Here is a 26,516-nt window from a genome sequence, read left to right on the forward strand (position 1 = left end):
GGCTCAGGCTTCCTTTGCCGAATTCTTTTCCCGCTCCGCAGCCGCCTCGGCGGTAACGCGCAGCCAAGAGGATGTTTCGCGCAGCGACTGGTTCACCGGCTTCTGCACCTTCAGGATCGCATCGCTGGCGACCATATTGCGCGAACCGTTCCAGGCCTGCACCCAGACGCAGGGCATATCGGGCTCGACTTCACAATTCCCATTGGCGCGCACGCCACCGCAAGGGCCGTTGCGCAGTTGCTTGGGACAGTTCATCGGGCAGGACATGCCGGTGGACGACAGCACGCACTGGCCGCACATGCGACAGTCGAAGAGCAGGCCCTTCACATTGCGCTCGACGAAAGTGACCGGGGTCTCGACCCTGTTGTAGCCGAGTGCCTTCCAGACAGGATGGAGGAACAGGAAAGCATTGGCGAAGTTGCGGTAAAACCATTCGAGGAAGCGCGAATTGCGCACGGCCCACAGGCGGATGGTGTAGGAACGGCGGGCGCGGCGGTTTGGCGAAACGCCAGAGGGCGTGAAGGCGCCGGCAGCAGCCTTGGCGCCGGGTGCGGCATTACCCTTTTTCGGCGGACCGGGCTCCAGGAGTTTCGGCTCAGCCATTGTCGCGGCCTCCGGCATGCACGAGGGCGACCAGTCGGGCCTTGTCATAGGCAGCTTCGATCTCGGCGACTGCGGCATCGGCTTCCGCGTCAAGATCGTCACCGACCGGGACCGGATCGGCCTTGCGCCAGTCGGCAAGATAAGCATCGGTTTCGGCAGCGCCTGAGCGCATTGCGGCCATGTCGATGGCCTCGGTGAAACGCAGAGACAGCTCACGCTTTGCGTTCGCGCGTCCCTTTTTCACGATGACCTGAGCGGGAATGTCCCGCCAGAAAACGACGATCTTGTCTGCCATGCCACTCTCTCCCTTTAAGGCCAGAATGCACGGGGGGCATTCGCCGGACTGCGCTTTTCACGACGTCGCTTGTCGCCAAAAACGACGCTGCCATGAGTCCGGTTGTTTTTACCAGATTCGTCGGGTGATACCGCACCAGATCCAGGACCAGAGCGTGGGTGGAAAACGCAACGCGGATGGACCTGCGGGCGGGATCGGACGGAGCGTGCCATTCAAGGCGTCACTGATTGCGCGTGCGGTGATGTCGAGGGCAGCAAGGGTCAGGACAAGCGGATATGTGGAGATGAAATCGCCTTTGGCGGGACGCGTCCGGGCCTCGTACAGCGTACCGCCCGTATCCGTGCCAGCATCGACGAGATGGACCGTTGCCCCGAAATTACCAGCGTCATTTTCACGCAAGGACCAATAACCGCCCATCTGGCCACGATAGTTCGGGTTGATCCCGGCATGCAAATTGATGACCGGGCAGGGCATGGATGCGAGCTGCGCAGCAGACATGAGGCGTGTCGAAACGAGCAGGATGGCGGCGGGGTTCAGATCCCTGACAAGGCCTGCCGTCTCGCCGGCATTGATCGAGGTGACCGGATGGATCGGAACCGTCTCGGGCAGGGTTTTACCGATACCATTGGAGGCCAGAAGTTGACTGACGCGGCGGTCGGCGAAACGACGCAGGAGCCGGGCAGCGATCATGGTGCCGAGCTGACCGAGGGCGGATGTCCATCCGAGCTTGCGGGCGCGGCGGCGGGTAATCTCGCCCTTTCCTTCCGGCTGTTCGAGGCAAACATGGACGTTAAAGCCGCGCCTTGCCAGGTCGGCGACGACAATGGTTGGGTTCAGACCACCGGCTGTCATGACGAGAACGATGGGACGGGCGTCGGCGGAATGTGTCGAGACTGGACCCGGCATCAGACCACGAGCATGATGACGGCACAGGCGGTGTAGACGACGAAACCGGCGACCAGCAGCGAGGCAAGCCCGATGACGCATCCGGCGATGACGCCGAGGCCGTCCCGCTGGGAATGGGCAAAACCGAGGACGGCGAGCGCAAAGGCCGGCGGCCAGTTGCCAAGCGGGATAGGCAGGAAGACGACGATGGCAAGGATGAGCGCGAGAAGGCCGATCAACCGCTCGGCAAAGCGGCTTTCAAACAGCCAGAAGCGCGGAACAACGAGCTTTTCGGCCCAGCGCATCCATGGCACCAGGCGATTGACGATGGCTTCGAAGGTCTCCGGCTGGACACCGTAATCGCCCACGCGGCTGGGAAAGAAGACGCGACCACCGGGAGAGGCCGTCATCTGCCACGCGACAAAGACCAGGGGCAGGCCCAGGATGAAGGTACTTCCAGGGGGAAGGGGGACGAGATTGGGCAAGGCGAAGACCAGGAGGAAGGCGCCGAAAGATCGGTCCTGAAGCGCGATCGCGATGTCGCGAATCGTCACCTTGCGGTCCCGCGTACGGGCCAGCCGGACCAGAAGGTCCGAGAGATTTTCCGGTGTCTGCCGTTCTGTCGCGGTGGCGATCGTTGCGCCCCACGTTTCCGCCCTGTCGGTCATGCCTGCTTCTCTTGGTTTCTTCGTTGACCTGAAGGCGAGTGTCGCCGGATATGATTACAGGGCAATTAAGGGGGCCATCTCGATGACCGCGATCGGGCCGGATGGTAAAGGCATTGTGAATGGTTTCTGAAGGAGCGCCTCATGCTATCCTGGTAAGCTTACAAGCTTACCGTCCTGCCTTGATTTCTCCCTGATCCTTTGCGACCGCTCCTCCTTTAAGTGCCGCTTGACCGGGGAGATTCGTCATGGCCCAGCAGATTCTGAACCACTCGGCGCGTATCGCGCTTGCGCTGTCCCTCGTGCTCGGACTGTCCGCTTGCGGCAATACCATCCGTGGCATCGGCAATGATGTCGGCAATGTCGTGGATGCCACGCAGGATGCTGGACGCAGCGTCGCAAGATCAGCGCGCTGACGGCGCTGATACGGGCGCTCAGGACGCTCTGGCTGCTGCCACGAGCTCTGGCTCCAGGTCGCCATAGCCGGTAAACCGGTATTCATAATCCAGTTTCAGATAGTCCGCGGCCCAGCGGGCCTTCTGCTGTAGCTCAGGATCTTCGGTCTGGGCCAGATACACGATTTTCGTATAATTGCCGAACACCATGTCCCGGAGCTCCGGGTGACGATCGAGCTTCAGCGGTTCGATAACAAACGCCTCGAACTGTCGGGTAATCAGGTCGGTGAGGTAAAATGCGGTGATCTCTTCGCCGCATTCGGCCAAAAACTTCTGCGTGCCGGTGAAGAACGCATAGCAGTGCGGCCCCTCGACACGGCGGATACCTTCCTCGCGACAGATTCGGTCGATTTCACCCTGCGTGCCGCATTCGGCATAGCCGAGGAAGATATTGTCGTGGCCGGCTGCGCGAGCTTCGGCAATCTTTTCGCGCAGCGCCGGCGCGATCTTCTGCGGATAGACATGCCAGATGGCCGGCAGACATTCGAGTGTCAGGTGATCGAGCCGGTTGAGGGCTTTGACAGCCAGAATCTCACGCGCAATCGCGCCGCAAGCGATGACGTGAACCTTTTCCGTTTTGGCGCGTTGTTCCATCGTATTCCACTCGTGACACCAGAAGGTAGATCAACATGATGGCGAAAAAACTGACAGCCGGCGCAGCCCTTGTTCTCACCGTTTTCGCACTCGCATCCTGCGGCAACACGATCCGTGGCGTTGGCCAGGATGCCGCAAACACGGTCAATGCGACCCAGGATGCCGGTCGCACGGTCGACGGCGCAGCCTCGCGCTAAGGTCTAAAACGGGATCGGGGGACAGAGCATGACGCTCGAAGGTATTGCCAAGGTCAGTGCCATCTACATGATGACCGCAATTTTGATCGCCATGGGCCAGCTGGCCTATGACCGTCTGGCGCAGTCTACGCAGAACCCCGTTACCATCGAAGCCGGCCTTTAAGGCCGGCTTCGTATCACTTGCACAGACAGCTCTTGGCGCCGTCAGCCGATCAGGCGCGGGCGCCGAGGCTGTTGTGTTTGCGCGTGATGAAGTCCTTGGCTGTTTCCACGGCCACGGCAGCATCGCGACAATAGGCGTCTGCACCGACAGCCTTGCCGAACTCTTCGTTCAGCGGTGCGCCACCGACGAGCACGACGTAATCGTCGCGGATACCCTTTTCCTTCATCGTGTCGATAACGACCTTCATGTAAGGCATGGTGGTCGTCAAAAGCGCGGACATGCCGAGGATATCCGGCTTTTCGCGTTCCATTGCTTCCAGATAGTTCTCGACCGGATTGTTGATGCCGATATCGATGACGTCGAAGCCGGCACCTTCCATCATCATGCCAACAAGGTTCTTGCCGATGTCATGGATGTCGCCCTTGACGGTGCCGATCACGACCTTGCCCTGCTTCGGCGCGCCGGTGGCGGCAAGAAGCGGCCGCAGGATGTTCATCCCCGCCTTCATGGCATTGGCCGACAGAAGAACTTCAGGAACGAAGAGAATGCCGTCGCGGAAGTCGATGCCGACGATCCGCATGCCTTCGACCAGGGCCTGGGTCAGCACGTCATACGGTACCCAGCCGCGATCCAGCAGAATCTGCGTCGCTTCCTCGATTTCTTCCTTCAGGCCATCATAGAGGTCGTCATGCATCTGCTGCACAAGTTCCTCGTCGGAGAGTTCGGAAAGGATGATGTCGTCGTCGGCCATGTTGGTGCTTCCCGCTTTGCTTTTGCGCGCGATTCCGGTCGCGTTCGGCATGAGACTGCCTGAGGCAGAGTAAAACCGCAACTTGATGAAAAACTCTTTTCGAAAGCGACGCCGCGGATGTGAAAAGCGACGGTGTCAGGCAAGTGACAAGTCCCCCCGATGTCTGTGGAATGCAAGTCCTTGGCGCATAAAGGATGGTTTCGCGACAGGATTGGAATAGCATAAAGAAGGATGAGAGCAGCGCAGTCGAGCGCTCGAGCGAGGAAACAGGACATGGATGACATTTCGGCAGAACAGGGTGCAGGTCGACGCTCGCGCGGCGAGGGACGGGGAGCGGCCGCTCGCAGGGCGTCGCGCAGCGGCGCGGGTGCCGGTCCGTCCATGCCTTACATCACACGCAAGATCCGTACCTACGAAGTGCTGGATGAAGAAGGCCTGACGCTGATCGAGCGCAATGCCGACACCGTGCTTGAAGAAATCGGCATCGAGTTCCGCGACGACCAGGAGGCACTCGATCTCTGGAAACAGGCAGGCGCCGATGTGCGAGGTCAGCGTGTGCATTTTCCGAAAGGTCTTTGCCGCGAAATCCTGAAAACGGCGCCTTCCGAATTTACCTGGCATGCGCGCAATCCCGAGCGCAGCGTCCAGATGGGCGGCAATGCGACCGTGTTTGCCCCGGTCTATGGCTCCCCCTTTGTCCGCGACCTCGAAGGCAATCGTCGCTATGCAACGCTCGAGGATTTCCGCAATTTCGTAAAACTCGCCTATATGGCGCCGTCGATCCATTCGTCCGGCGGCACGGTCTGCGAGCCGGTCGATATCCCGGTGAACAAGCGTCACCTCGATATGGTCTACAGCCACATCAAATATTCCGACAAGCCGTTCATGGGATCCGTCACTGCGCCTGAGCGCGCCGAGGATTCGGTTGCCATGGCCAAGCTGGTCTTCGGTGACGACTTTGTCGAAAACAACTGCGTCATGCTGAACCTGATCAATGCCAACTCGCCGATGGTTTTCGACGAAACCATGCTCGGGGCAGCCAAGGTCTATGCACGCCACAACCAGGCCTCTGTGATTTCGCCCTTCATCCTGTCCGGCGCGATGAGCCCGGTGACGGTTGCCGGGACACTGACGCAGATCCTGGCCGAAGTTCTGGCTGGGGCAGCCTTCACCCAGCTGATCCGTCCCGGCGCTCCGGTCCTGTTCGGCACCTTTGCGGCCTCGATCTCGATGCAGTCCGGCGCCCCGACATTCGGCACACCGGAACCGGCGCTGGTATCCTATGGGGCGGCCCAGCTCGCACGGCGCATGGGTCTGCCGTTCCGAACCGGCGGCTCGCTCTGCGCCTCCAAGGTTCCGGATGCACAGGCAGCGCATGAGAGCGCCAATACGCTCAACATGACACTGCTCGCCGGTGCAAATTTCGTTCTTCATGCCGCCGGCTGGCTCGAAGGTGGCCTGGCCGCCTGCTATGAGAAGTTCATGATCGACCAGGATCAGCTCGGCATGATGCAGAAGCTCGCCCAGGGCGTCGACTTGTCGGAGGACGGCCAGGCGATGGACGCGATTCGCGAAGTTGGACCGGGTGCCCACTATCTCGGCTGCGCGCACACCCAGGCCAATTTCCAGACGGCCTTCTATCGCTCGCCGCTCGCCGACAACAATTCCTTCGAGCAGTGGGATGTCGAAGGACGCAAGCGCATCGAAGATCGCGCCAATGCACTCTGCCGCTCCTGGCTGGAATCATACGAGCCTCCGGCGCTCGATCCGGCAATCGACGACGCGTTGTTGGCCTTCATTGCCAGCCGTAAGGATTCCATGCCCGACGCCTTTACCTGAAAGGGTCCCGCAGCCAGGGAGCAAGGCGGAGCAGACAAGGTCGCCGACATGATTCAGACGGAGGTCTGGCGACCGCATTACAAGTTCGAGGGGCCGCGATGAGCGGCCCTTTCGGCATGATGGAGAAGGCGAGGCAAATCCTTGTGGAGGCGGGGCTGCATGGTCTCGGCCATTTGCACTTCCAGGACCCGCAACATGCGCCACACCTCGCCAATGGCGAAAAGGCGGCGAGTCTCATCTTGATTGGCCCCATCGGCGGCTCGTTATGGCCGGCTTTCTCCGCATGGCGAGACCGCCAGTCAGACGGTGGCGGAGACAATCCGCTGGACACCTGGTCGCGAAGCGTCATGGAAGGCGTTGCCAGCATGGTAGGGGCAACGGCCTATTTTCCATTCGACGAGCCTTACCACCCCTTTCAGAACTGGGCGATGCAGGCCGAGGGTCTGGCGACTTCGCCGCTCGGTCTGTTGATCCATCCGCGCTTTGGCTTGTGGCACAGCTATCGCGCAGCGCTGGGGTTTTCAGATCAGAGTGCAATCGGGGCGTGGCACTTGCTCAATCCGTCAGGGGAAAGGTCCAGGGCCGATATCTGCGGCAGCTGCGTCGATAAACCTTGCCTGACGGCTTGTCCGGTCGGTGCGGTCGATCTGCAACATTTTGACGTGACAACATGCCGGATGCATCTGGCAATCCTGGCACCTGGCCAAGGCTGCATGGGTGAAGGCTGTCTTGCCCGAAACGCCTGCCCGATCGGAAAAGCGTATCGACCACCGGCAGAGCAATTGCGATTTCACATGGCGGCGCTGTCGCTACCGCCGAGAGGCCATGTCACGCCGCAGAGCGAAGGCTGACTCCGGCGGAGGGGCGGCGCAAAAGGGCGCGCTGAGGCACAAGCTGCATCACTTCATCGGCAAAGCGGGCGGCATTGTCGAGCGCACGCGACAGGTTGGACACTTCCATCGGGTCGAGATCGTGGATCAAACCACCCTTGTCGAAGACATCGCGGTAGGCAGCGCGTTCGGTGATGGCGGTCCCCATGGTTTCAATGCCCCGGGCCGCGAGAAAATCCTTGGCCGCATGCAGCGCGCGTGTGGTCACCGCAGCGTTGACGCGGGTGAGCACGACGGAATGGGCGATCTTGACGTTGCAGCGCGTGTCGAGCTCGTTGAGAAGGTCCAGCACTTCCGCACCGCCCTGGGCATCCATGGCGCATCCTTGAACCGGAACCAGCACGCGGTCAGCCAGTGCAACCGCGCGGGCAAGAACCGTCTCACCGGAGGAGGGCAGGTCGATCAGCACGTAACCACCGGCCTTCTTGGCCTTCATCGTCGCTTCTTCGATCGTCTCGTCCGAGACCTGCTGCACGGTCAGGAAGGGCGTGACGACTTGCTTGTGCCACCAGCGCGTGAGCCAGCCACTCGGATCGGCATCAAGCATGGTGACACGGATTCCGCGGGTCGAAAGCTCCGACGCGAGCACGAGGGCTGCCGTCGTCTTGCCGGCGCCGCCCTTGGTATTGGCAAACGTAACTACTGGCATAAATCTTTCCCCGTGAATAAGGAGCCGAGGCCGGTCATTGTCTTGTGAGATGCGTCGCTGTTCATCGTCCGCGTTATGGATGATCAAGCGACACGGTTAATCAAAGGTTAACGCAGTGCAGGATTTGTTAATGGAATGGCGCATTGGCCAAAAATGAGACCATCATGTCACTGATTGACCACATATGCGGCGCCTCCTGCCTCATTTTGGCGCTGCTTTTTACCTTGGTCGGTTCCAGCAGCGTTTCGGCCATGCCCGAATGTCGGCAGATATCCGAGGAATCGGTAGCGTACACCGTATGCAGCATCGACCCGAAAGAGGCGGAGTTTCGCATTCATCTGGCAGATCCAAATCACGCGATTTATGGAGGGTTTGATCCGTTGCGCCGCCAACTCTGGGCCGAGCGCCGCGTGCTGTTGATCGCGATGAATGCCGGCATGTATCACGACGACCGGAGCCCGGTCGGCTATCACGTCGAATACGGTCACGAGATCAAATCCGCAGTGACCAGTTCGGGCTATGGCAACTTCCATCTGCTGCCGAATGGTATTTTTTTTATGCGAGAAGGCCAGCCGGGCGTCATGGAGACGAAGGCCTTTCTCCGCTCTGGCATCAAGCCTGATTTCGCTACGCAGTCTGGCCCAATGCTGGTCATCAACGGCAAGCTGCATCCGCGCTTCGTGCCGGACAGCGACAGCTTCAAGATCAGAAATGGCGTTGGCGTGGACGCAGAAGGCCGCGTCCATCTGGTCGTATCGAAGAGCCCAGTGCGGTTCTATGACTTCGCAAGGCTCTTCCGGGATCGACTGAAGTCACCGAACGCGCTCTATCTCGACGGAACAGTCTCGAGTCTCTTTGATGCTGCGACCAACCGCCGGGACCGGCTCTTTCCGATGGGCCCAATCGTGTCGGTCAGCGTGCCGATCCCACAATAGCGCTTGTCAGACCGCAGCCTTTGGATAGGCACGCTCAAGCCCGCCGGACCGCGTCAAACCGGTGCGGAAGGCTGCATAGGCGGGATGCTGGGCGGAGCGGGCAGCCTCCGTCAGACGGATCTGCAGGCGCGCTGGCGCATTCAGGCCGATCCATTCGCCGGCGCGCTCAAGTTTCAGGGAATTCAGGAAAGGGGCTGCGGACGCCCTCTGCAGATAGAGATGAATGCCTTCCAGCAAAGCTTCGTCCTGCACCGGATTTTCGAACAGCAATTGCAGAAAACCCTGATCGGCATCCTGCAGCGCAGCGATCTTGTCAGCGACGGTGTCGCGATCCGGAAAAGCGGACATGAACTTACTCCTTGGTCGTCATCTCTCAACTGGTACCGTTACTGTCACGGCTCCATTAGCCAGATCTACACCATGAAGACTTTGCCCGAGGCTTGCCCGAAGCGCAGCCAGGTCGAGAAATGCAAAACGGCGACCCGAAGGCCGCCGTTTTCAAAGTTCTCATCAGCCTGTCAGGCGCCGCGACGACGGTTTCGGCGGGAGCCCTCCTGGCTGCCCGATTCGGATGCGGTCTTGTTGCGCAAGGGTCCGATCCGCTCGACGATGACGTCAAGGGTCGGACGTGGCCCTGGCGTATAGTCATCAAGCGCCGCACGCATCGCGGCCAGATGGTTGCAGGAGGTGCCGCAGCAGCCGCCGATAATCTTCGCACCAGCATCGCGGGCAAGCCGCGCATAATCGGCCATCAAAGGCGGCGTGCCGGAATAGAAGATCTCGGTGCCGCGGAATTCCGGAATGCCGCAATTGCCCTTGACTATCACGGTCGCCTCCGGATTGGCAGCGGTCATGTCGAGGAGGCTGGCCAGGATATCCGAAGCGCCCACGCCACAATTGGCGCCAACAGCCAGCGGGCCCGCTCCGATGTCGCCAGCAACGCCATGGATGTCCTTGGGGTCAAGGCCCATCATCGTCTTGCCGGCCGTGTCGAAGGAACCGGTGAACGTATAGGGCAGACCAACTTTAACGGCGGCCTCCGCCGCGGCCCGGATTTCCTCCGGCGAGGACATGGTCTCGATCCAGGCGACATCCACGCCGCCCGCCTTCAAGCCTTCCATTTGCTCGACGAAGGCAGCGACCGCTTCGTCATAAGTCATGGCGCCGAGTGGGACCAACAATTCGCCGGTCGGGCCGACCGAGCCGGCAACGATGACCTTGCGCGGCGCTTTGTCAGCGACAGACCGCGCGATCTCGGCGGCCTTCTTGTTCAACTCATGCACGCGGTCCTGCGCGTGGTGGAGCTTCAGCCGATGGCGCGTGCCGCCGAAGGAGTTGGTCAGAATGATATCCGCACCGGCATCGACAAAGTCCTGATGCAGCTTGACGATCTTTTCCGGCTGCGCATCGTTCCAAAGCTCTGGTGCTTCGCCTGCCTCGAGACCCTGAGCGAACAGGTTGGTGCCTGTCGCGCCGTCGGCGAGGAGCACGCCTTTTTCAAAAAGGAGATCAGTAAGCGGATTGGACGGGCTGGCCATGACGGATCCTCAAAATTGTTTGATAGATCATATAAAGAAGTCCTTATGTCCTTACAATCGCTAAAAACGACAACGGCCCCACCATGAAGGACGGGGCCGTGTGAAATAAGCGACAAGGCTTCTTATTCGGCGGCGATCTGATGATCCTCATGGCTCCGCGGCGTAACCATGGCAGCAATGATCTGCTGCAGGTCAATGCGGCCGATCGGCATTCCCGCGTCATCGACGATCTGGGCCGAAGTCTGACCGACTTCCGTCAACTGTCGGGCAGCCGCCTCAAGTACGGTCGCCCGTGGCAATTGCAGGCCATCGCCCTGAGCCGGTGAGGGGGACATGATGGTGTCGACACGAATGACCCGTCCGCGGTTCACTTCCTTGACGAAGGCGGAGATGTAGTCGTCGGCCGGTTGCAGGACGATATCCTGGCCGGTGCCCTGTTGGATCACTTCGCCGTCCCGGAGGATGGCGATCTTGTCGCCGAGGCGCAGGGCCTCATCGAGATCGTGGGTGATGAAAACGACGGTTTTCTTAAGTTCCTGCTGCAGATCCAGCAGAACTGTCTGCATGTCGACGCGGATCAACGGGTCGAGCGCGGAATAGGCTTCGTCCATCAACAGGATGTCGGCATCGTTGGACAGTGCCCGCGCCAATCCGACACGCTGCTGCATACCGCCGGAAAGTTGGTTTGGATAATGACCTTCAAAGCCAGCGAGGCCGACGCGATCAATCCAGCGCCGACCGATTTCCTCGCTCTTCGAGCGGGGCATGCCCTGGATATCGAGACCGTAGACGGTGTTTTCGAGCACGGTGCGATGGGGCAGGAGGGCGAACTTCTGAAAAACCATCGCCGTCTTGTGGCGACGGAATTCGCGCAACTCGGTCTCTGACATCTGACAGACATCGACGCCATCATAAAGGACTTCGCCAGCGGTGGGATCGATGAGCCTGTTGATATGGCGGATCAGCGTCGACTTGCCAGAACCGGAGAGCCCCATGACGACAGTGATGCCGCCGGCCGGCATCGAAATGTTGATATCCTTGAGGCCGAGGACATGTCCGTGCTTCTCATTGAGCACGGATTTGGACATACCCGCTTTCACCGCATCGATATGCGCTCGGCCATTCGGACCGAAGATCTTGTAGAGATTGCGGATTTCAATGCCGTGACTAGCCATGGACGACCTCCGTGTGGCGCTGAAGGCGCTTGCCGTAAGCCTGGCTGGCGCGATCGAAGATGATGGCGATGGCAACCAGCGCAAAGCCGTTGAGGAAGCCGATGGTGAGGAACTGGTTTGAAATGGCCTGCAATACGTTCTTGCCCAGACCACCGACACCGATCATCGACGCAACGACGACCATTGCGAGCGACATCATGATGGTCTGATTGATGCCGGCCATAACGGTCGGAAGCGCCAGCGGGATCTGCACATTCATCAGCTTTTGGCCAGGCGAAGAGCCGAAGGCGTCTGCGGCTTCGAGCACTTCGCGGTCGACGAGCCGAATACCGAGATTGGTCAGTCTGATCATTGGCGGCACGGCATAGATGACGACCGCAATCACGCCGGGCACCTTGCCGATCCCGAAAACCATGACGACAGGGATAAGATAGACGAAGCTCGGCAGCGTCTGCATGACGTCGAGGATCGGATTGACGATCGACTGGGTCCGGTCGGAGCGTGCCATGAGGATGCCAATCGGAATCCCGATGGCGATGGCAAGCAGCGTCGAGACCGTCACGATGGCAAGCGTCACCATCGTATCCTCCCAGAGGCCGACGAAACCGATGAACAGCATGCCGATAATGGTGAGAGCGACGATGCGCATGTTGCGGCTGGTCAGATAGACGATGACGACCATCGCCAGCAGGAAAACAAACCAGGGCGCATTGACGAATAGCGCCTCAAGCCAATTGAGAAAGAGCTGCAGCGGATGCGTCAATGTATCGATGACATTGCCATAGGCCCGCACGAAACCCTTGAAACTGTCGTCGACCGACTTTCGGACACCGCGCATCAGGGTGTCGTCGATCTCCGGAAACCGGCAGAGCAGTTCCGGTAGGAAATTGCATAAAGTTGAAGCCATTATAGTCCCCTTGCTGACCCCTCGCTCACTGGCAACGCTTGGGTTCGGCGACGCCCCTCTTGGAGTTCGTCGCCTCGCTGCGCGGCTCGGGTTGCCCAGAGGCTAACCGAGTTCCAAGGTAAGTTTCATGCCGAATGCGACGTTGGGTGCCGTCGATTGGCGCCAGTATCCGGCATACGTCGCGCCACAGAGCGCTCGGCGGGCTGGATGCCCGCCGAGTCTGTTCATCAAGCTTAAAGCGCTGCCTTGACCTTCTCGGCAACTTCAGGGGCGACCCAAGTGGACCACATCTCCGGGTAGGTTTCGAGGAAGTGCTTCGCGCCGTCCTCGTTGGTGCCCTGGTTCTCATCCATCCAGGCCAGAACCTTGCCAACGGTGCCATTGTCCCACTTGCGGGTCTTGACATAATCCATCGCAACGCCAGCCTTGGTAGCGAAATCCTTGGTCACGACCGTGTAGACGTCGGAAACCGGATAGGCATTCACCTTCGGATCCGGGCAGTCCGGAATGGCGGTGCAGGCATCCCATGCGGCCTTGTCGTGTTCGACGCCGAAGGAGAGCTTCACCATTTCGTACTTGCCGAGGATTGCGGTCGGAGCCCAGTAGTAGCCGAGCCAGCCCTTCTTGTTTTCGAAGGCATTGGCGATCGAACCATCGAGGCCGGCAGCCGAGCCGGTGTCGATCAGGTCGAAGCCCTTTTCCTTGGCGCCGACGGCGCGATAGAGGTTTGCGGTCGAAACCTGGCAATTCCAACCCGACGGGCAGTTGGTGATTGCAGCCTTGGTTGCATCTTCCGGTGCCGGGAACAGTTCCGGGTGGTTCAGTGCATCCTGGACCGTCTTGATATCCGGGTTAGCATCGGCGATGAACTTCGGAATCCACCAGCCTTCAACGCCACCGTCGGAAAGCAGTGGGGCGGCCTGGATCAGGCGACCTTCGGCAATGGCCTGGTCGAGCGCCGTGCGCACGGCATTGACCCACATTTCGGGCGCCATGTCAGGCTGACCCTTTTCGTTCATCGATGCGAAGGTCGGCATGGTATCACCCGTGACAACGGTGACCTTGCAGCCATAACCGCTTTCCAAAATGATCTTGTCGACATAGGCGGCGACACCGGCCGATGCCCAGTTCATTTCGGCGATGGATACGTCACCACATTCGGCGGCCTGGGCCGAACCGGCAGCGGCATAGAGACCTGCGGCAAGAATGGTGGACGCGAGGAGCTTCTTCATGGAGTTAAGACCTCCCAGTCTTATTGTGCAGCGTTCAACGGAACGGGCAGACGCGGCTACTGCTTACCGCACTGCCAATGATTGCTCTTGATCGGAACACGTACCGGCTATCATCCGGATGCGCAGTCCCGGCACGACCGGCCCTTGTCTTGAGAGGCATCACGCCTGTTCGAGCTCGTATCGCAAAGCAAGCCTACGTTTTTGAATTGAGAAATCAACCTCCCGGCGGGCAACCCTCCATGGAGAGGCCGGCTTCAGGCAGGTGCGCGCGACGAAATTTGCCGCAATTTCGCGTGTGTTATTCAGCGATCCGCTCAATAGGAGGGCATTTGCGCATGTGAGGCCAAAAGCTCGCGGCGCCCGCAGTCTCAGAAAAGACGTGGATTGTCTCAAGGACGCCAATATCGGACATGACCGGACCCATGCTGAGACCGGCAAAAAAATCAGAAAAAAAATTTTGAAAGCGACGACGCTAACCGTCCGGTAACACCTGGACCATTAGATCAGGCGGTCGGACAAAGCGCCGACGACGCTCCCGGCTTCCAGTTGTGCGTACCGGGTGCGTCAGTTTTTCAGTCGCTGAGGCAATGCCTCATAGAGCCACCGGCCTTTAAGGCGCGGATTTCAGATTTTCTTCAAACCGAAACGGCTGCGCAGGTTCAGCACTTCCCAGCGCGCAACAGTGTGCTGCTGTGGAGCGCGGCCATTCCAGGCGATGGCCAACCTATTGCGGTTCTCAAGGATGTAGAGCATGGGTGTTTCCTCGTCACTGCCTGCCGCGTTTCTCGGGCCGGCTTTCGCAGCGAGATAGTCCTTTGCCGAGGGCTGCGCCAGAGCACAATCCGTCATGACGCGTCGCAAAGAGACAACTGCGGTGAAAGTCGGCGCGGCAGGCTGTCGCAGCGACGCAATTGGACCAGTCTCTCGACGGATCCTCATGCGAGGCAGTACTTGTTAGGGCATTTTCGTGGCGGCGCGAACAGGACATCGACGAATGACAAAAGCCATAATGTTACAAGGAACGGGATCGGATGTCGGAAAGACGATACTGGTCGCGGGCCTCTGCCGTCTGGCGTCCAATCGCGGCTTGAATGTTGCCCCCTTCAAGCCGCAGAACATGTCGAACAACGCGGCCGTCTCGGATGATGGGGGCGAGATTGGCCGGGCACAATGGTTGCAGGCGCTGGCCGCCCGCACCAAGTCCTCGGTCCACATGAACCCCGTGCTCTTGAAGCCGCAAAGCGAGACTGGCAGCCAGATCATTCTGCAAGGCCGTGTCTTTGGCCAGGCCAAGGGGCGCGACTACCAGCGTCTGAAGCCGCAGCTTCTATCCGCGGTGCTCGAAAGCTATGCGATCGTGGCGGAAGGCCGCGATCTGGTAATTGTTGAAGGGGCCGGCTCGCCGGCCGAAATCAATCTGCGTGCCGGTGACATTGCCAATATGGGCTTTGCCACGCGGGCCAAGGTCCCGGTCGTGCTGGTCGGCGACATCGATCGTGGCGGCGTCATCGCTTCGCTGGTCGGCACGCACACGATCCTGCCGGAAGAGGATCGCCAGCAGATTGCCGGCTATATCATCAACAAATTCCGTGGTGATGTCAGCCTGTTCGATGACGGACTGAAGGCGGTCGAAGCCTTTACTGGTTGGCCGTGCTTTGGCGTCGTGCCCTGGCTAAAATCGGCCGGACGGCTCCCGGCCGAGGATTCGGTCGTGCTCGAGCGGCTGGTGCGGGCCACTGGCGGCGCTTTGAAGATTGCCGTGCCGGTCTTGTCACGCATCGCCAATTTCGACGACCTCGATCCGCTCGCCGCCGAGCCGCAGATCGATCTCGTCTATGTGCGAGGAGGCGAGCGCCTTCCGGCCGATGCTGGTCTCGTGGTGTTGCCGGGATCGAAATCGACGATTGCCGACCTTCTGGAATTTCGCAGCCTGGGTTGGGATGCAGATCTCACCGCGCATGTTCGACGGGGCGGGCGGGTCATCGGTCTTTGTGGTGGATATCAGATGCTCGGCAAGACAGTGTCGGATCCGCTTGGGCTCGAGGGCGGCCCGCGTTCCGTGGAAGGGCTCGGCCTCCTCGACATCGCGACGGAAATGGCCTCGGAAAAAACCGTACGTAACAGTGCTGCACGCTCTCTCGAATATGACGTGGCGCTCAGCGGCTATGAGATCCACCTTGGCATCACCTCCGGCCCCGATTGCGTGCGTCCAGCCGTCAGTATCGAAAACCGACCCGATGGCGCAATGTCAACCGACGGAAAGGTCGTTGGCACCTACCTGCACGGGCTATTTTCCAGCGACGCATACAGGGCAAAGCTGCTTGAAAGCTTCGGGATCAAGGGGGGAGGGCAAAACTATCGTGCAATGGTCGATCAGGCGCTCGACGACGTCGCATCAGAACTGGAGGCGCGGCTGTCACCATCATGGCTGGCCAGCTTCCTCGGCTGAGAACACGATGAGCCTCAGCTGGCAGCCTTGGCATCCATAGGCGACGCCATCAGCTCACCGCCGCCCAGCGAATTGTTGGCGTATTTGAAAGCCAGAATGCTGAGCACCGAGGCAATCAGCACCACGAATATCCATCTCATTTAATTGCTCCTGCAATGAGGATGTTGAACGAGAATGCGGCAAAACCGGTTCCAGCCGCTGAAAATTATCGGTAAAATTTGAGAGTGATTGGCGAAATGAACCGAAATGCAACAGATTTGTCGCGCCGATGCGAAATCACGGCGCGCATACACGCATAAATTACAACCTGAAAGCGCATTTTGGCGGATGGGGTGGGATTCGAACCCACGGTAGGCTCTCACCTACGCCGGTTTTCAAGACCGGTTCCTTAAACCACTCGGACACCCATCCGGACGCTGGCGTTTATGCTGAAGTCGAGCGCGGTTGGCAAGTGTGATTATCACATCCGGCAAGTGCTTTTCTGGGTGCGGCGATTAACCTTTGGCAAACCATAAAATCAGATCGCGACCTCAGAAACTGTGGCTTTCCCAATTTGGTCATATTCGGCAGGCCTCTTGGCCCGCGAACGTTTTCGATCGCGCACCACCAGTGGGGTACTGTGGTGCGCGTGTTCGATGTGATCAGAAGTGGGACACATGCATTCTTCAAGCTTCGGCCGGCTGGCCGCCGGTGGCAAATGGCTCGGGCTCATCATGCTCTGCGCCATGACAGCTTCCTGCACCTCGACCAAACAGGCGGCCGACAAGCCGAAGCGCTCGAAGGAATACTTTGCCGAATCCGTCTATGGCGTAAAGGCGAGTCCGCGCATGGTCACAAGCGGTCCCGTGCCCAAGGGCGGCGGTCGCTATTTGGTCGGCAAGCCCTATGTCGTCAAGGGCAAGACCTTCGTGCCAAAGGAAAATCCGGCTTATGACAAGGTCGGTATTGCGTCCTGGTATGGCGATGCTTTTCATGGCCGGATGACCGCCAATGGCGAGCTCTACGACAAAGAACATCTGTCGGCCGCCCATCCAACCATGCCCTTGCCGAGTTATGCCCGTGTGACCAATGTCAGCACCGGCAGTTCGGTGATCGTGCGGGTCAACGATCGCGGACCATTTCATCAGGGCCGGATCATCGACCTGTCTCGCAAGTCAGCGGACATGCTTGACATGGCCCATAGCGGCACCGGCGAGGTTCGCGTCCAGTATATCGGGCCAGCCCGCATGGATGGTCACGATATGCCCTATTTGATGGCCTCGTATGTCAAGAAGGGCAATCGCGGCCCGGTCATCGATCCAGCCGGCCAGATCGCAACGGGCGTCATGGTTGCATCGAACGACACCCGTATGCCGACGCCGAGCCTTCGTACCGCACTGGCAGGAACCACGCCAAGCGGCGGCACGGCAGGAACGCTCGACGCGCAACTGGCAGCACAGTCCATTCTTTCCCCCACAGCAACAGAGGGGGCGGAGGTTTTCGCAGCACTCCCGGACTGGGGTCCGGTCCCGACCGCCCGGCCGCATTACGTTCCCGGTTATGACGGTACCGGATTTGCATCCGCCTATGCGGCAGAAAACGGCGGCACAGCCAATCTTGCCTTTGATGCCATTCTCGTGCGCAATGATGCTCTCACTGAGCGTTCGATTCTCTCTTCGGTCGCAAAAGGCGGCATTCGGCTGAGCAATAGCCGCTGATGCGCCTTGCGAGACGGGGCGGTGGCTTCGGTGAGCCTGCGGCCTTTTTTCCGCCTGCTTTCCGTAGCCGAAGAGTGATCATGCACCATCGTATTCTCCTAGCCCTTCTGCTTGCCATGTCGACCCCGTTGGGCTTGCCGCAACATTCGGCATATGCGCTCTCAGTCGAACCGCAGCAACTGATCGAAACGAAGGCAAGCCGAGTCTATCTGGTGGAATCTTCGACCGGAACAGTGCTTCTGTCCAAAAATGAAAAACAGAGCTTTGCCCCAGCATCACTTGCGAAGCTGATGACGCTGGAGGTGGTATTTGACGCTCTGGTCAAAGGTGAAATCCGCGAGGACACGGTCTACCCTGTGTCGGAGTTTGCCTGGCGAACCGGTGGCGCGCCATCGCGGACATCCACCATGTTTGCGGCATTGAAATCTCAGGTGCCGGTCGCAGACCTGGTGAAGGGGATTGCGGTACAGACAGCCAATGACGGCTGCCTGATTGTCGCGGAGGGGCTTTCGGGTTCAGAGGCGAAATTTGTCGAACGCATGAACAGGCGGGCGGCTGAGCTGGGGCTGTCCGACAGTCGCTTCGGCAATGCGACCGGTCTTCCGCATCCCGAAAACCGCTCGACGCTGGTGGATCTGATAAAGTTGGCCAGACATCTCCAGTCAACCTATCCAGACCTCTATGCGACATACCGCCTGCCGGAGTTCGAATGGAACAAAATCCTGCAGCGCAATCGCAATCCACTTTTGAGCATGGGTGCTGACGGTCTTGGAACTGGCTTCTCCGAGGACGGCGGATTTGCCATCGTCGCCTCGATGGAGCGCAATGGTCGACGGCTGTTTCTTGGCCTGTCCGGCATCGCGACCGACAAGGACCGGACCGAAGAAGCGACACGGCTGCTGAACTGGGGTTTCGACAGTTTCGAGATGCGCACGCTCTTTAAGGCCGGCGAAGTGATCGGTGATGCAAGCGTCTATGGCGGCGCGCAATCGACCGTGCAGCTTCAGACCGACAAGCCGGTTGAGGTTTATGTACCAATCAACAATCCCGACCGACTGCAGGCGCGCATCGTCTATCGCTGGCCACTGCGGCCGCCGGTCGCTGCAGGCCAGGAGATTGCCACCCTCAACGTACTGTCTGGCGAGCGCCCCTTGACATCGTTGCCCCTAAAGAGCGCCCAGTCTGTCGAACCCGGCACGCTTCGGCAACGCGCCGTCGATGCACTGATCGAAGCGCTTTTCTTCTGGCTTTGAGGCGGTCATGCCCCTCGAATTTTCATGGGACGTCGACGTTCGGCGGTTCCGTTGCGTCCCATCTTGGTTTACAGCCCTTGAGCGTTGTGAGTTCGATCTGACGGGCGAAGTGTCTTGGACTGTCGAACTGCAACGGGTCCATTGCTGGCGGAAAGAGAGCAGGCATTGTCGAACGGACGCGGATTGTTCGTGACTTTCGAGGGAGGCGAGGGGGCTGGGAAATCGACCCAGATCCACCTGCTGGCCGAGAACCTGCGCCTGAAGGGCTTTCAGGTCGTTACCACACGTGAACCGGGCGGATCACCGGGCGCAGAAGCCTTGCGGCATGTACTGCTATCGGGAGCTGCCGAACCGTTTGGTGTGCGCATGGAAGCGCTGCTTTTCGCTGCCGCCCGTGCTGATCACCTCGACTGCGTGATACGGCCAGCGCTTGCGCTCGGCCAGATCGTGCTCTGTGACAGATTTGTTGATTCCTCCCGTGTTTATCAGGGCGTCACCGGCAATCTCGAGCCGCCTCTGATGGCGGCTCTCGAACGCGTCTCGATCGGCACGACGATGCCGGACCTGACCCTCGTCCTCGATCTGCCGGCAGAGATCGGGCTCCTGCGCGCGCGTCGCCGGGCAGATGCCACTGTTGAAGGCAGTGCGCCCGACCGGTTCGAAAAGGAGCGGATCGACGTGCACGAGATGCGTCGCCAGGGCTTTCTCGACATTGCCACACGGGAACCCGAACGCTGCCGCGTCATCGATGCGACGCTCGACGTTGAACGGATCGCCCGCGACATCCTCTCCGAAGTCACACTTGTGATGGCGCAGCGGAAGATATCGCTGAAGGGCGAAGAGACCGGCTTAGCTGGACGGGAAGGCCGTTCATGAGTGATGAGAGGGCAGGCGTTCTCGAAGGCGCAATCGCGCCAGTGCTCAACACACATCTCTTTGGCCATCGCGAGCAAGAGGATTTTTTCGCCCGCAGCTACCGTTCTGGCAAGGGTCACCATGCCGTCCTGATCGAGGGGCCGGAAGGTATCGGCAAGGCGACACTTGCCTTCCGCTTCGCCAACCACATTCTGCGGTACCCGGAACCATCTCTGGCACCGGACACGATTGCCGACCCGGACCCTGCTCATCCGGTGAGCCGCCAGCTTGCCTCCGGCGCAAGCCACAATCTGTTGCATCTGTCGCGACCGGTAGATGAGAAGACGGGACGGGTGAAGAGCGCGATCACGGTGGATGAAGTCCGCAAGGCCGGACACTTCTTCGCCCAGACATCAGGAACCGGCAATTGGCGGATCGTTATCATCGATCCGGCGGACGACCTCAATCGCAATGCGGCGAATGCCATTTTGAAAATCCTGGAGGAACCGCCGAAGCGGGCGATGTTCCTCGTTCTGTCCCATGCCCCGGGCAAGTTGCTCCCGACAATCCGCTCACGCTGTCTGCCGCTCCGGCTGCACGAACTCTCGCCAACCGCCATGGATCAGGCACTGGGCGGCTTGGGCCTCACCATCCCAGCAGACAGACGCGACCAGGTCCTGGCACTGGCAAAGGGCAGCGTGGCGCGTGCGCTGAAACTGGTGAACTATGGTGGCGCCGAGATTCTTGAGGCCTTTGAGGCTATGCTCGGCGCAAGTGGTCCGACCCAGCGCAAGATGATGTTCAAGATCGCCGATGCGCTCTCTGCCAAGGACAGCGATGTGGCCCATGGCTTCTTTATCGAGCATCTCGGTGACCACCTCGCCGAAACCGCCCGACGGCTGGCGCTGTCCGGTGATCTCACAGCAGCCGACCACTATGCGCGGCTGACATCAACCATTGGCGAGCAGCTGACGGTCGCTGCTGCCTACAATCTCGACCGCAAGCAGACCATCCTCGACGTGCTGACGGCGGTGACCCGCTGACACCTTTGCACCCTGTCTGAAACGCGCAGACTTGCGCGGCATTGCAGCAAAACAATATTCCTAAAGGCACCGGAATGCTCTATGAGCGTTCCACCCCATTTGATTTTGCCGTGCGTGCTTGGCCCGTTTACGGCCATCATCCGGCCGCTGATATCGCAACCGACGAAAAGACAATAAGAAGCCATGAGCGATCCCTACTACATCACCACTGCCATCTCCTATCCGAACGGCAAGCCGCATATCGGCCATGCCTATGAGCTGATCGCGACGGACGCCATGGCGCGGTTCCAGCGGCTCGACGGCCGCGACGTGTTCTTCCTGACCGGCACGGACGAGCATGGGCAAAAGATGCAGCAGACGGCGCGCGCCGAAGGCATCACCCCGGAAGCCCTGGCTGAGCGTAACTCAAACGCCTTTCGCGACATGGGCCAGTTGCTCAACGCCTCGAATGACGACTTCATCCGCACGACCGAACAGCGCCATCACCAGACGGTGCAGGAAGTCTGGCGACGCATGGAAAAGAACGGCGACATCTACAAGGGCGGTTATGCCGGTTGGTATTCCGTGCGTGACGAAGCCTTCTACCAGGAAGAAGAGACCGAGTTGCGGGCGGACGGTGTGCGTTACGGACCGCAAGGCACGCCGGTCGAATGGGTGGAAGAGGAAAGCTACTTCTTCAAGCTCTCCGCCTATGAGGACAAGCTTCTCAAACTTTACGAGGACCAGCCGGATTTCATCGGCCCGAACGAGCGCCGCAACGAGGTGATCTCCTTCGTCAAATCGGGGCTGAAGGATCTCTCCATCTCCCGGACCACCTTCGACTGGGGCATCAAGGTGCCCGGCGACGACAAGCATGTGATGTATGTCTGGGTTGATGCGCTGACCAACTACATCACCGCGACGGGTTATGTCGAAGACGAAAACGGCCCGCGCGCCAAATACTGGCCGGCGGACGTGCATATCATCGGTAAGGACATCATCCGCTTCCACGCCGTCTACTGGCCGGCTTTCCTGATGTCGGCAGGCCTGCCGTTACCGAAACGCGTCTTTGCCCATGGCTTCCTGCTCAACAAGGGCGAAAAGATGTCGAAGTCGGTCGGCAATGTCGTCGATCCCGTTGATCTCGTTGGTCATTTTGGCCTCGATCAGGTGCGCTATTTCTTCCTGCGGGAAGTTTCCTTTGGCCAGGATGGCAGCTATTCGGAAGAGGGGATCGCAACCCGCATCAATGCCGACCTCGCAAACGGCATCGGCAATCTTGCGTCACGTTCGCTTTCGATGATCAACAAGAACTGCGAGGGCAGGGTGCCGACACCGGGTCCGCTTTCGCCGGAGGACGAGGCGATCCTGAAGGTGGCGGATGACGCCATTGCAATCTGCCGCGAAGAGATGGGCAAGCAGCAGATCCACAAGGCGGTCGCCGCCATCATCAATATCGTCAACGAAGCCGACCGCTATTTTGCGGCCCAAGCGCCGTGGGTCTTGAAGAAGACCGACGAGGCGCGCATGGGAACCGTGCTCTATGTGACGGCGGAAGTGGTGCGCCAGATCGCGATCCTGTTCCAGCCGATCATGCCGGCATCCTCGGCAAAGATCCTCGATCTCGTGGCGGTGGCCGAACACGATCGGGTGTTTGCGAAACTTGGTGTTGCCGGTCGTCTGACGCCGGGCTCCGAACTGCCGGCTCCATCGCCGGTCTATCCGCGTTACGTCGCGCCGGACGCGGCCAAGGCCTGAACCGATGCTGATTGATACGCATTGCCATCTCGACTTTGCCGATTTTGACAGCGAGCGCGACGAACTCGTCACGCGGGCGCATCAGGCCGGCGTGAAGCAGATGGTGACCATTTCCACGCGGGTCCGTAAGCTCGACACTCTCCTGGCGCTGACCGAACGTTATCCGAGCGTCTTCTGCTCTGTTGGTACGCATCCGAACAATGCCGGCGACGAGCTGGATGTAACGGCAGACGAATTGGTGCGGCTGGCGGAAAGCCATGATAAGATCGTGGCCATCGGCGAGGCGGGGCTCGACTATTTCTACGACACGCAGAAGCCCGAGGACCAGAAGACGGGCCTCATCCGCCATATCGAAGCGGCACGGCGCACGGGGCTACCGCTCGTCATCCACAGCCGCAGCGCCGATGAGGACATGGCGGCAATCCTGACCGAGGAGACAGGGAAGGGTACCTTTCCCTTCATCCTGCATTGCTTCTCGTCTGGCCAGGCATTGGCCGATACCGGCGTTGCACTTGGCGGTTACGTCTCCTTCTCAGGCATCGTGACCTTCCCGAAATCGGAGGAGCTTCGCGCGATTGCCAGGACCGTGCCACTTGACCGGCTGTTGGTCGAGACCGATGCGCCGTACCTGGCGCCCAAGCGCTGGCGTGGAAAACGCAACGAGCCGTCCTATGTCGTGAACACGGCGGAGGTTCTGGCGGAGGTTAAGGGCGTGAGCTACGCTGAGATGGCCGATATCACCACGGAAAACGCCTTCCGTTGCTTCTCGAAAATGCCAAGGTTGGCATAAGGGGGCTCAGATGAAGGTCACGCGCCGGTTTACGCTGCTCGGCTGCTCGTCGTCTCCAGGTGTTCCCAGAATCAATGGTGACTGGGGCAATTGCGATCCAGACAACCCGAAGAACCGGCGGACACGTGCTTCCTTCCTGATCGAACAGATCGGCGAAGACGGAGGCAAGACCACTGTCGTTGTCGATACCGGCCCGGATTTCCGCGAGCAGATGATCCGCGCCAAGGTTGGCCGTATTGATGCGGTGATCTACAGCCATGCCCATGCCGACCATCTGCACGGCATTGATGATCTTCGCGGCTATTTTCACACACAGCACGAACGCATCCCGATCCATGCCGAACCATTCACGATGGGTCGTATAGAGGAAGGTTTCGGCTATTGTGTGAAAACGCCGCCCGGCAGCAGCTATCCGCCCATCGTCGAGCCACGGATCATCGAGGATCTCGACGAGCCGATCGTCGTCGCGGGTGCAGGCGGACCGCTCTCGCTTCTACCATTGAAGCAACAGCACGGCGATATCGTTTCCATCGGGATCCGGGTCGGCGACGTCGCCTATTGCTGCGATGTGTCTGACTTCCCGCCAGAGACGGTGGCAAAGCTGGGCGGGCTTGATCTCCTTTACATCGATGCCCTGCAATACCGGCCACATCCGAGCCACCTGTCGCTGGAACAGGCGCTCGACTGGATCGCCCGATTGGCACCGCAACACGCGGTACTGACCCACATGCATACGCCGCTGGACTATGAGACCGTAATGGCCGAAACGCCCGCGCACGTGGTGCCCGGTTACGATCAGTTTATTCAAGAATTTCATATTGCTATTTGATAAACTTCAGACTTTGATCGCAATTCGTCATTCAGTCTTTAGAGACAGGTTGGTTTGATCTCAAAACGCATATGGATCGCCTCGTAAAAGCAGGCTTCGGTCATGCTTGATCGTAAATGCCTGTTTTCCAGTGCCCAAGATGTGAAACCCGATGTTTGCCAGAGCCGGATCGCCGATATGTCGTTTGCCTCAACACGCAGGCGCCCAGGTATCGCAGATCCGGCATCAGACCTGTCTGGTAGGCATTATTTGGAGACGCAAGAGCAGCCTCGATCAACCGACGCGCCACGCCGGATCGGCGCGTATGGTCGTCCGTAAAGACCTAGATGAGACCGATATGCCGGGTCTTTGAGACTTTTCAAGAAGGCAAGTGGAGGCGGTCCATAAACCGGCAAAAGCGCTTCACCTATAAACATTGCAGATCCGATTGTTCCATAATCTATCTTATGCGATCCAGGTGTGTAGTCGGGTGGGTTCAAGGATGAAGTGCGACCTGCCCTTTCTTCTGCCTTCATGACCAAGAACAGCGCAAAGACGGGCATAACGTTCGCGACCAAGTCTGCGGATCGCTTGTTGCAAGGTCCACCCAGATGTGACCGTTTGATCCGAGGCCGGCCCCTAAGCTTCCAGGGATGCGCATCACGATATGCTGCCCTAAACTCACAACGTATAGTTTTATACCAAAACGATCACGGAGTTTGTCATGTCGCAGTCGCCACCGGATGTGCCCATGCGTTTCAACCAGTCCAGTGGCGGCGGTTGGCATCCGAAGGACCCGGCCGTCGTTGCTGGATGGATTGCCTGGCTGCGGGCAGAAGCCGCCACGCGCAATCTTGCTGAAGCGCCGCCGATTGCTGCTTTGCGGACTTTGGTCACTTCTGTTCCCTATCTCAATGCGCAGGCAGAGGCGATGTTTGCCGATGCCCTCAAACGCTGCCCCACCACACCGCTCGGTCAGCCATCCGTCGTCGACTTCAACGAATTTCTGCTGTTGCTGAATGTCATCATGCAAATGGCGCCGGAAGCCTATCAAACCTATCCGGCCCTTGAGCCAGCAGGCCTTATCGGCTTCCCGATCAATGCTCTGCTCAACTGGCCAATGGCGACGGAATTCGGTTACACGTTCTTCTCCGATACCATGGTCAACGAGCGCTTCCGCGCCATCCTCATCTACTGGTCGCGTTTCCTGACATCTGCGGCTTCGACCTATGTGCTGACAGAAACACCACGCAAGGTGAGCCCGACGACGATAGCCCTGCCGTGGCTTGGCGCCCAGGCCCAATCGGAGATGGTGGCAGTGGCGCAGCAGGCGCTGGGTGATGGGCCCAATCCGACACCGGCAAGCTTTGCTCAGATCTTCAATTGCGATCCGTCGCAGCCAAGCTACGGGTTCGGCTCCTGGGATGAGTTCTTCACCCGGACCTTCAAGGCCGGGGTACGGCCCGTCTCTGCGCCATCCGACGATAGCGTCATTGTGAATGCCTGCGAATCCGCGCCTTTACAGGTGGTCACGAATGTTCAGGCGCACGATCAGTTCTGGCTGAAAGGCCAGCCCTACTCCCTGGCCGACATGATGGCCAACGACCCGTTTGCCCCTCAGTTTACCGGCGGCACGGTCTATCAGGCCTTTCTCAGTGCTTTGAGCTTTCACCGCTGGCACAGCCCTGTCTCGGGCACACTTGTGCGATCATTTGTGGCACCAGGCAGCTATTACCTGGAGAATCTGTATCAGGGCTTCGTCAATCCCGCTGGGGCAGATCCGAGTGCTCCCAATCAGTCGCAGCCCTTCCTATCCTCCGTCGCGACGCGGGCCGTAATGTTCATCCAGGCAGACAATCCGAAGATCGGTCTGATGTGCGTTGTGGCCATTGGCATGGCGGAGGTGTCAAGCTGTGAAGTCACGGTGAAGCCCGGTCAGCATATCAACAAGGGCGACCAGATCGGGATGTTCCACTTTGGCGGATCGACCCATTGCCTCGTCTTCCGACCCGGCGTGAATCTAAACTTCGATTTCTACGGCCAGCAACCCAATATCAACGCCACGAATATGCGGGTCAATACGCGGATCGCTGTAGTCAGCTAGGAGAAGG

The 26,516-nt window shown here is 59.4% G+C and carries 29 protein-coding genes and 1 tRNA gene; 15 read left to right on the forward strand and 15 right to left on the reverse strand.

The genetic code is table 11. The features are described 5' to 3' along the window. Window positions 1–3: 3 nt before the first annotated feature. From IP76_RS12505 to IP76_RS12520, 4 genes are all read right to left on the reverse strand, one after another. Window positions 4–603: a methylenetetrahydrofolate reductase C-terminal domain-containing protein gene (locus tag IP76_RS12505; protein WP_054158557.1), complete on the reverse strand. Its 600-nt coding sequence runs from the start codon at window positions 601–603 to the stop codon at window positions 4–6. Then, a complete protein-coding gene (locus IP76_RS12510; RefSeq protein WP_054158558.1) occupies window positions 596–898 on the reverse strand; it encodes a virulence factor in 303 nt (100 codons plus the stop codon). Before IP76_RS12510 ends, IP76_RS12505 begins: the two co-directional genes overlap by 8 nt. A 108-nt stretch (window positions 899–1,006) precedes the next feature. After that, window positions 1,007–1,804: a formyl transferase gene (locus tag IP76_RS12515; RefSeq protein ID WP_054158559.1), complete on the reverse strand. Its 798-nt coding sequence runs from the start codon at window positions 1,802–1,804 to the stop codon at window positions 1,007–1,009. Continuing rightward, window positions 1,804–2,451 carry an exopolysaccharide biosynthesis protein gene (locus IP76_RS12520; protein ID WP_054158560.1) on the reverse strand — a complete coding sequence of 216 codons (648 nt, stop codon included), beginning with the start codon at window positions 2,449–2,451 and terminating at the stop codon, window positions 1,804–1,806. Before IP76_RS12520 ends, IP76_RS12515 begins: the two co-directional genes overlap by 1 nt. A gap of 260 nt (window positions 2,452–2,711) precedes the next feature. Between IP76_RS12520 and IP76_RS22820 the strand changes: the two genes are divergently transcribed. After that, window positions 2,712–2,864 (forward strand): entericidin B signal peptide protein, encoded by a 153-nt coding sequence (locus IP76_RS22820; RefSeq protein ID WP_197278340.1) that lies wholly within the window; start codon window positions 2,712–2,714, stop codon window positions 2,862–2,864. 18 nt (window positions 2,865–2,882) lie between these two features. On the opposite strand, the gene IP76_RS12525 is transcribed toward IP76_RS22820, so the two are convergent. Further along, window positions 2,883–3,497 carry a DUF1638 domain-containing protein gene (locus tag IP76_RS12525; protein ID WP_054158561.1) on the reverse strand — a complete coding sequence of 205 codons (615 nt, stop codon included), beginning with the start codon at window positions 3,495–3,497 and terminating at the stop codon, window positions 2,883–2,885. Window positions 3,498–3,532: 35 nt separating this feature from the next. On the opposite strand from IP76_RS12525, the gene IP76_RS12530 reads away from it, so the two are divergent. Continuing rightward, entirely contained in the window at window positions 3,533–3,694 is a 162-nt protein-coding gene (locus tag IP76_RS12530; RefSeq protein WP_054158562.1) for a hypothetical protein, read from the forward strand. Between the two features lie 28 nt (window positions 3,695–3,722). Beyond that, the gene (locus IP76_RS23615) at window positions 3,723–3,857 is read left to right on the forward strand and encodes a hypothetical protein (RefSeq protein ID WP_306765479.1); all 135 of its coding nucleotides are present in this window, start codon (window positions 3,723–3,725) and stop codon (window positions 3,855–3,857) included. A gap of 49 nt (window positions 3,858–3,906) precedes the next feature. Here IP76_RS23615 and IP76_RS12535 read toward each other — a convergent pair whose 3' ends face one another. Beyond that, the gene (locus IP76_RS12535; protein WP_054158727.1) at window positions 3,907–4,608 is read right to left on the reverse strand and encodes a B12-binding domain-containing protein; all 702 of its coding nucleotides are present in this window, start codon (window positions 4,606–4,608) and stop codon (window positions 3,907–3,909) included. Between the two features lie 273 nt (window positions 4,609–4,881). Here IP76_RS12535 and IP76_RS12540 point away from each other — a divergent pair, with 273 nt between their 5' ends. Beyond that, window positions 4,882–6,447, forward strand: a complete 1,566-nt coding sequence (locus IP76_RS12540) for a trimethylamine methyltransferase family protein (protein ID WP_054158563.1) — start codon at window positions 4,882–4,884, stop codon at window positions 6,445–6,447. Window positions 6,448–6,545: 98 nt separating this feature from the next. Continuing rightward, the gene (locus IP76_RS12545; RefSeq protein WP_054158564.1) at window positions 6,546–7,298 is read left to right on the forward strand and encodes a hypothetical protein; all 753 of its coding nucleotides are present in this window, start codon (window positions 6,546–6,548) and stop codon (window positions 7,296–7,298) included. On the opposite strand, the gene IP76_RS12550 is transcribed toward IP76_RS12545, so the two are convergent. After that, a complete protein-coding gene (locus tag IP76_RS12550; RefSeq protein WP_054158565.1) occupies window positions 7,276–7,986 on the reverse strand; it encodes a ParA family protein in 711 nt (236 codons plus the stop codon). The two genes, IP76_RS12545 and IP76_RS12550, sit on opposite strands and share 23 nt — an antisense overlap. Window positions 7,987–8,366: 380 nt before the next feature. Between IP76_RS12550 and IP76_RS12555 the strand changes: the two genes are divergently transcribed. Beyond that, window positions 8,367–8,921: a phosphodiester glycosidase family protein gene (locus tag IP76_RS12555; RefSeq protein WP_245281455.1), complete on the forward strand. Its 555-nt coding sequence runs from the start codon at window positions 8,367–8,369 to the stop codon at window positions 8,919–8,921. A gap of 6 nt (window positions 8,922–8,927) precedes the next feature. Here the strand turns inward: IP76_RS12555 and IP76_RS12560 are convergent, their stop codons facing one another. The 6 genes from IP76_RS12560 to IP76_RS23620 form a co-directional block, all read right to left on the reverse strand. After that, on the reverse strand, window positions 8,928–9,269 hold the full coding sequence (locus IP76_RS12560) for a hypothetical protein (protein WP_054158566.1): 342 nt from the start codon (window positions 9,267–9,269) through the stop codon (window positions 8,928–8,930). A gap of 170 nt (window positions 9,270–9,439) precedes the next feature. After that, the gene (bmt, locus tag IP76_RS12565) at window positions 9,440–10,459 is read right to left on the reverse strand and encodes a betaine--homocysteine S-methyltransferase (protein WP_054158567.1); all 1,020 of its coding nucleotides are present in this window, start codon (window positions 10,457–10,459) and stop codon (window positions 9,440–9,442) included. A gap of 122 nt (window positions 10,460–10,581) precedes the next feature. Further along, window positions 10,582–11,634, reverse strand: a complete 1,053-nt coding sequence (locus tag IP76_RS12570; RefSeq protein WP_054158568.1) for a glycine betaine/L-proline ABC transporter ATP-binding protein — start codon at window positions 11,632–11,634, stop codon at window positions 10,582–10,584. Beyond that, entirely contained in the window at window positions 11,627–12,541 is a 915-nt protein-coding gene (locus IP76_RS12575; protein ID WP_054158569.1) for a proline/glycine betaine ABC transporter permease, read from the reverse strand. Before IP76_RS12575 ends, IP76_RS12570 begins: the two co-directional genes overlap by 8 nt. A gap of 233 nt (window positions 12,542–12,774) precedes the next feature. Then, complete coding sequence (locus tag IP76_RS12580) at window positions 12,775–13,773, reverse strand: ABC transporter substrate-binding protein (RefSeq protein WP_054158570.1); 999 nt, start codon at window positions 13,771–13,773, stop codon at window positions 12,775–12,777. 624 nt (window positions 13,774–14,397) lie between these two features. Then, window positions 14,398–14,526: a hypothetical protein gene (locus IP76_RS23620; protein WP_306765480.1), complete on the reverse strand. Its 129-nt coding sequence runs from the start codon at window positions 14,524–14,526 to the stop codon at window positions 14,398–14,400. Window positions 14,527–14,767: 241 nt separating this feature from the next. On the opposite strand from IP76_RS23620, the gene IP76_RS12590 reads away from it, so the two are divergent. Beyond that, the gene (locus IP76_RS12590) at window positions 14,768–16,222 is read left to right on the forward strand and encodes a cobyric acid synthase (RefSeq protein ID WP_054158572.1); all 1,455 of its coding nucleotides are present in this window, start codon (window positions 14,768–14,770) and stop codon (window positions 16,220–16,222) included. Window positions 16,223–16,236: 14 nt separating this feature from the next. On the opposite strand, the gene IP76_RS23625 is transcribed toward IP76_RS12590, so the two are convergent. Together IP76_RS23625 and IP76_RS12595 are read right to left on the reverse strand one after the other, a co-directional pair. Next, window positions 16,237–16,362: a hypothetical protein gene (locus tag IP76_RS23625; RefSeq protein WP_306765481.1), complete on the reverse strand. Its 126-nt coding sequence runs from the start codon at window positions 16,360–16,362 to the stop codon at window positions 16,237–16,239. Between the two features lie 181 nt (window positions 16,363–16,543). After that, a tRNA-Ser gene (locus IP76_RS12595) sits at window positions 16,544–16,633 on the reverse strand. Between the two features lie 245 nt (window positions 16,634–16,878). Here IP76_RS12595 and IP76_RS12600 point away from each other — a divergent pair. From IP76_RS12600 to IP76_RS12635, 8 genes are all read left to right on the forward strand, one after another. Continuing rightward, window positions 16,879–17,919, forward strand: coding sequence for a septal ring lytic transglycosylase RlpA family protein (locus tag IP76_RS12600; RefSeq protein WP_054158573.1), 1,041 nt, complete (start codon window positions 16,879–16,881; stop codon window positions 17,917–17,919). Between the two features lie 80 nt (window positions 17,920–17,999). Further along, a complete protein-coding gene (locus IP76_RS12605) occupies window positions 18,000–19,172 on the forward strand; it encodes a D-alanyl-D-alanine carboxypeptidase family protein (protein WP_054158729.1) in 1,173 nt (390 codons plus the stop codon). Between the two features lie 165 nt (window positions 19,173–19,337). After that, on the forward strand, window positions 19,338–20,048 hold the full coding sequence (gene tmk, locus IP76_RS12610) for a dTMP kinase (RefSeq protein WP_054158574.1): 711 nt from the start codon (window positions 19,338–19,340) through the stop codon (window positions 20,046–20,048). Next, on the forward strand, window positions 20,045–21,070 hold the full coding sequence (locus tag IP76_RS12615; protein WP_054158575.1) for a DNA polymerase III subunit delta': 1,026 nt from the start codon (window positions 20,045–20,047) through the stop codon (window positions 21,068–21,070). The genes tmk and IP76_RS12615 overlap by 4 nt, the downstream gene beginning before the upstream one ends. A gap of 183 nt (window positions 21,071–21,253) precedes the next feature. Continuing rightward, entirely contained in the window at window positions 21,254–22,807 is a 1,554-nt protein-coding gene (gene metG / locus IP76_RS12620) for a methionine--tRNA ligase (protein ID WP_054158576.1), read from the forward strand. Between the two features lie 4 nt (window positions 22,808–22,811). Next, on the forward strand, window positions 22,812–23,597 hold the full coding sequence (locus tag IP76_RS12625; protein ID WP_054158577.1) for a TatD family hydrolase: 786 nt from the start codon (window positions 22,812–22,814) through the stop codon (window positions 23,595–23,597). Window positions 23,598–23,607: 10 nt separating this feature from the next. After that, entirely contained in the window at window positions 23,608–24,426 is an 819-nt protein-coding gene (locus IP76_RS12630; protein WP_054158578.1) for an MBL fold metallo-hydrolase, read from the forward strand. Window positions 24,427–25,129: 703 nt separating this feature from the next. After that, window positions 25,130–26,509 carry a phosphatidylserine decarboxylase family protein gene (locus tag IP76_RS12635; RefSeq protein WP_054158579.1) on the forward strand — a complete coding sequence of 460 codons (1,380 nt, stop codon included), beginning with the start codon at window positions 25,130–25,132 and terminating at the stop codon, window positions 26,507–26,509. Window positions 26,510–26,516: the final 7 nt, after the last annotated feature.

The organism is Rhizobium sp. AAP43 (genome assembly GCF_001296045.1).
Lineage (GTDB): Bacteria > Pseudomonadota > Alphaproteobacteria > Rhizobiales > Rhizobiaceae > Allorhizobium.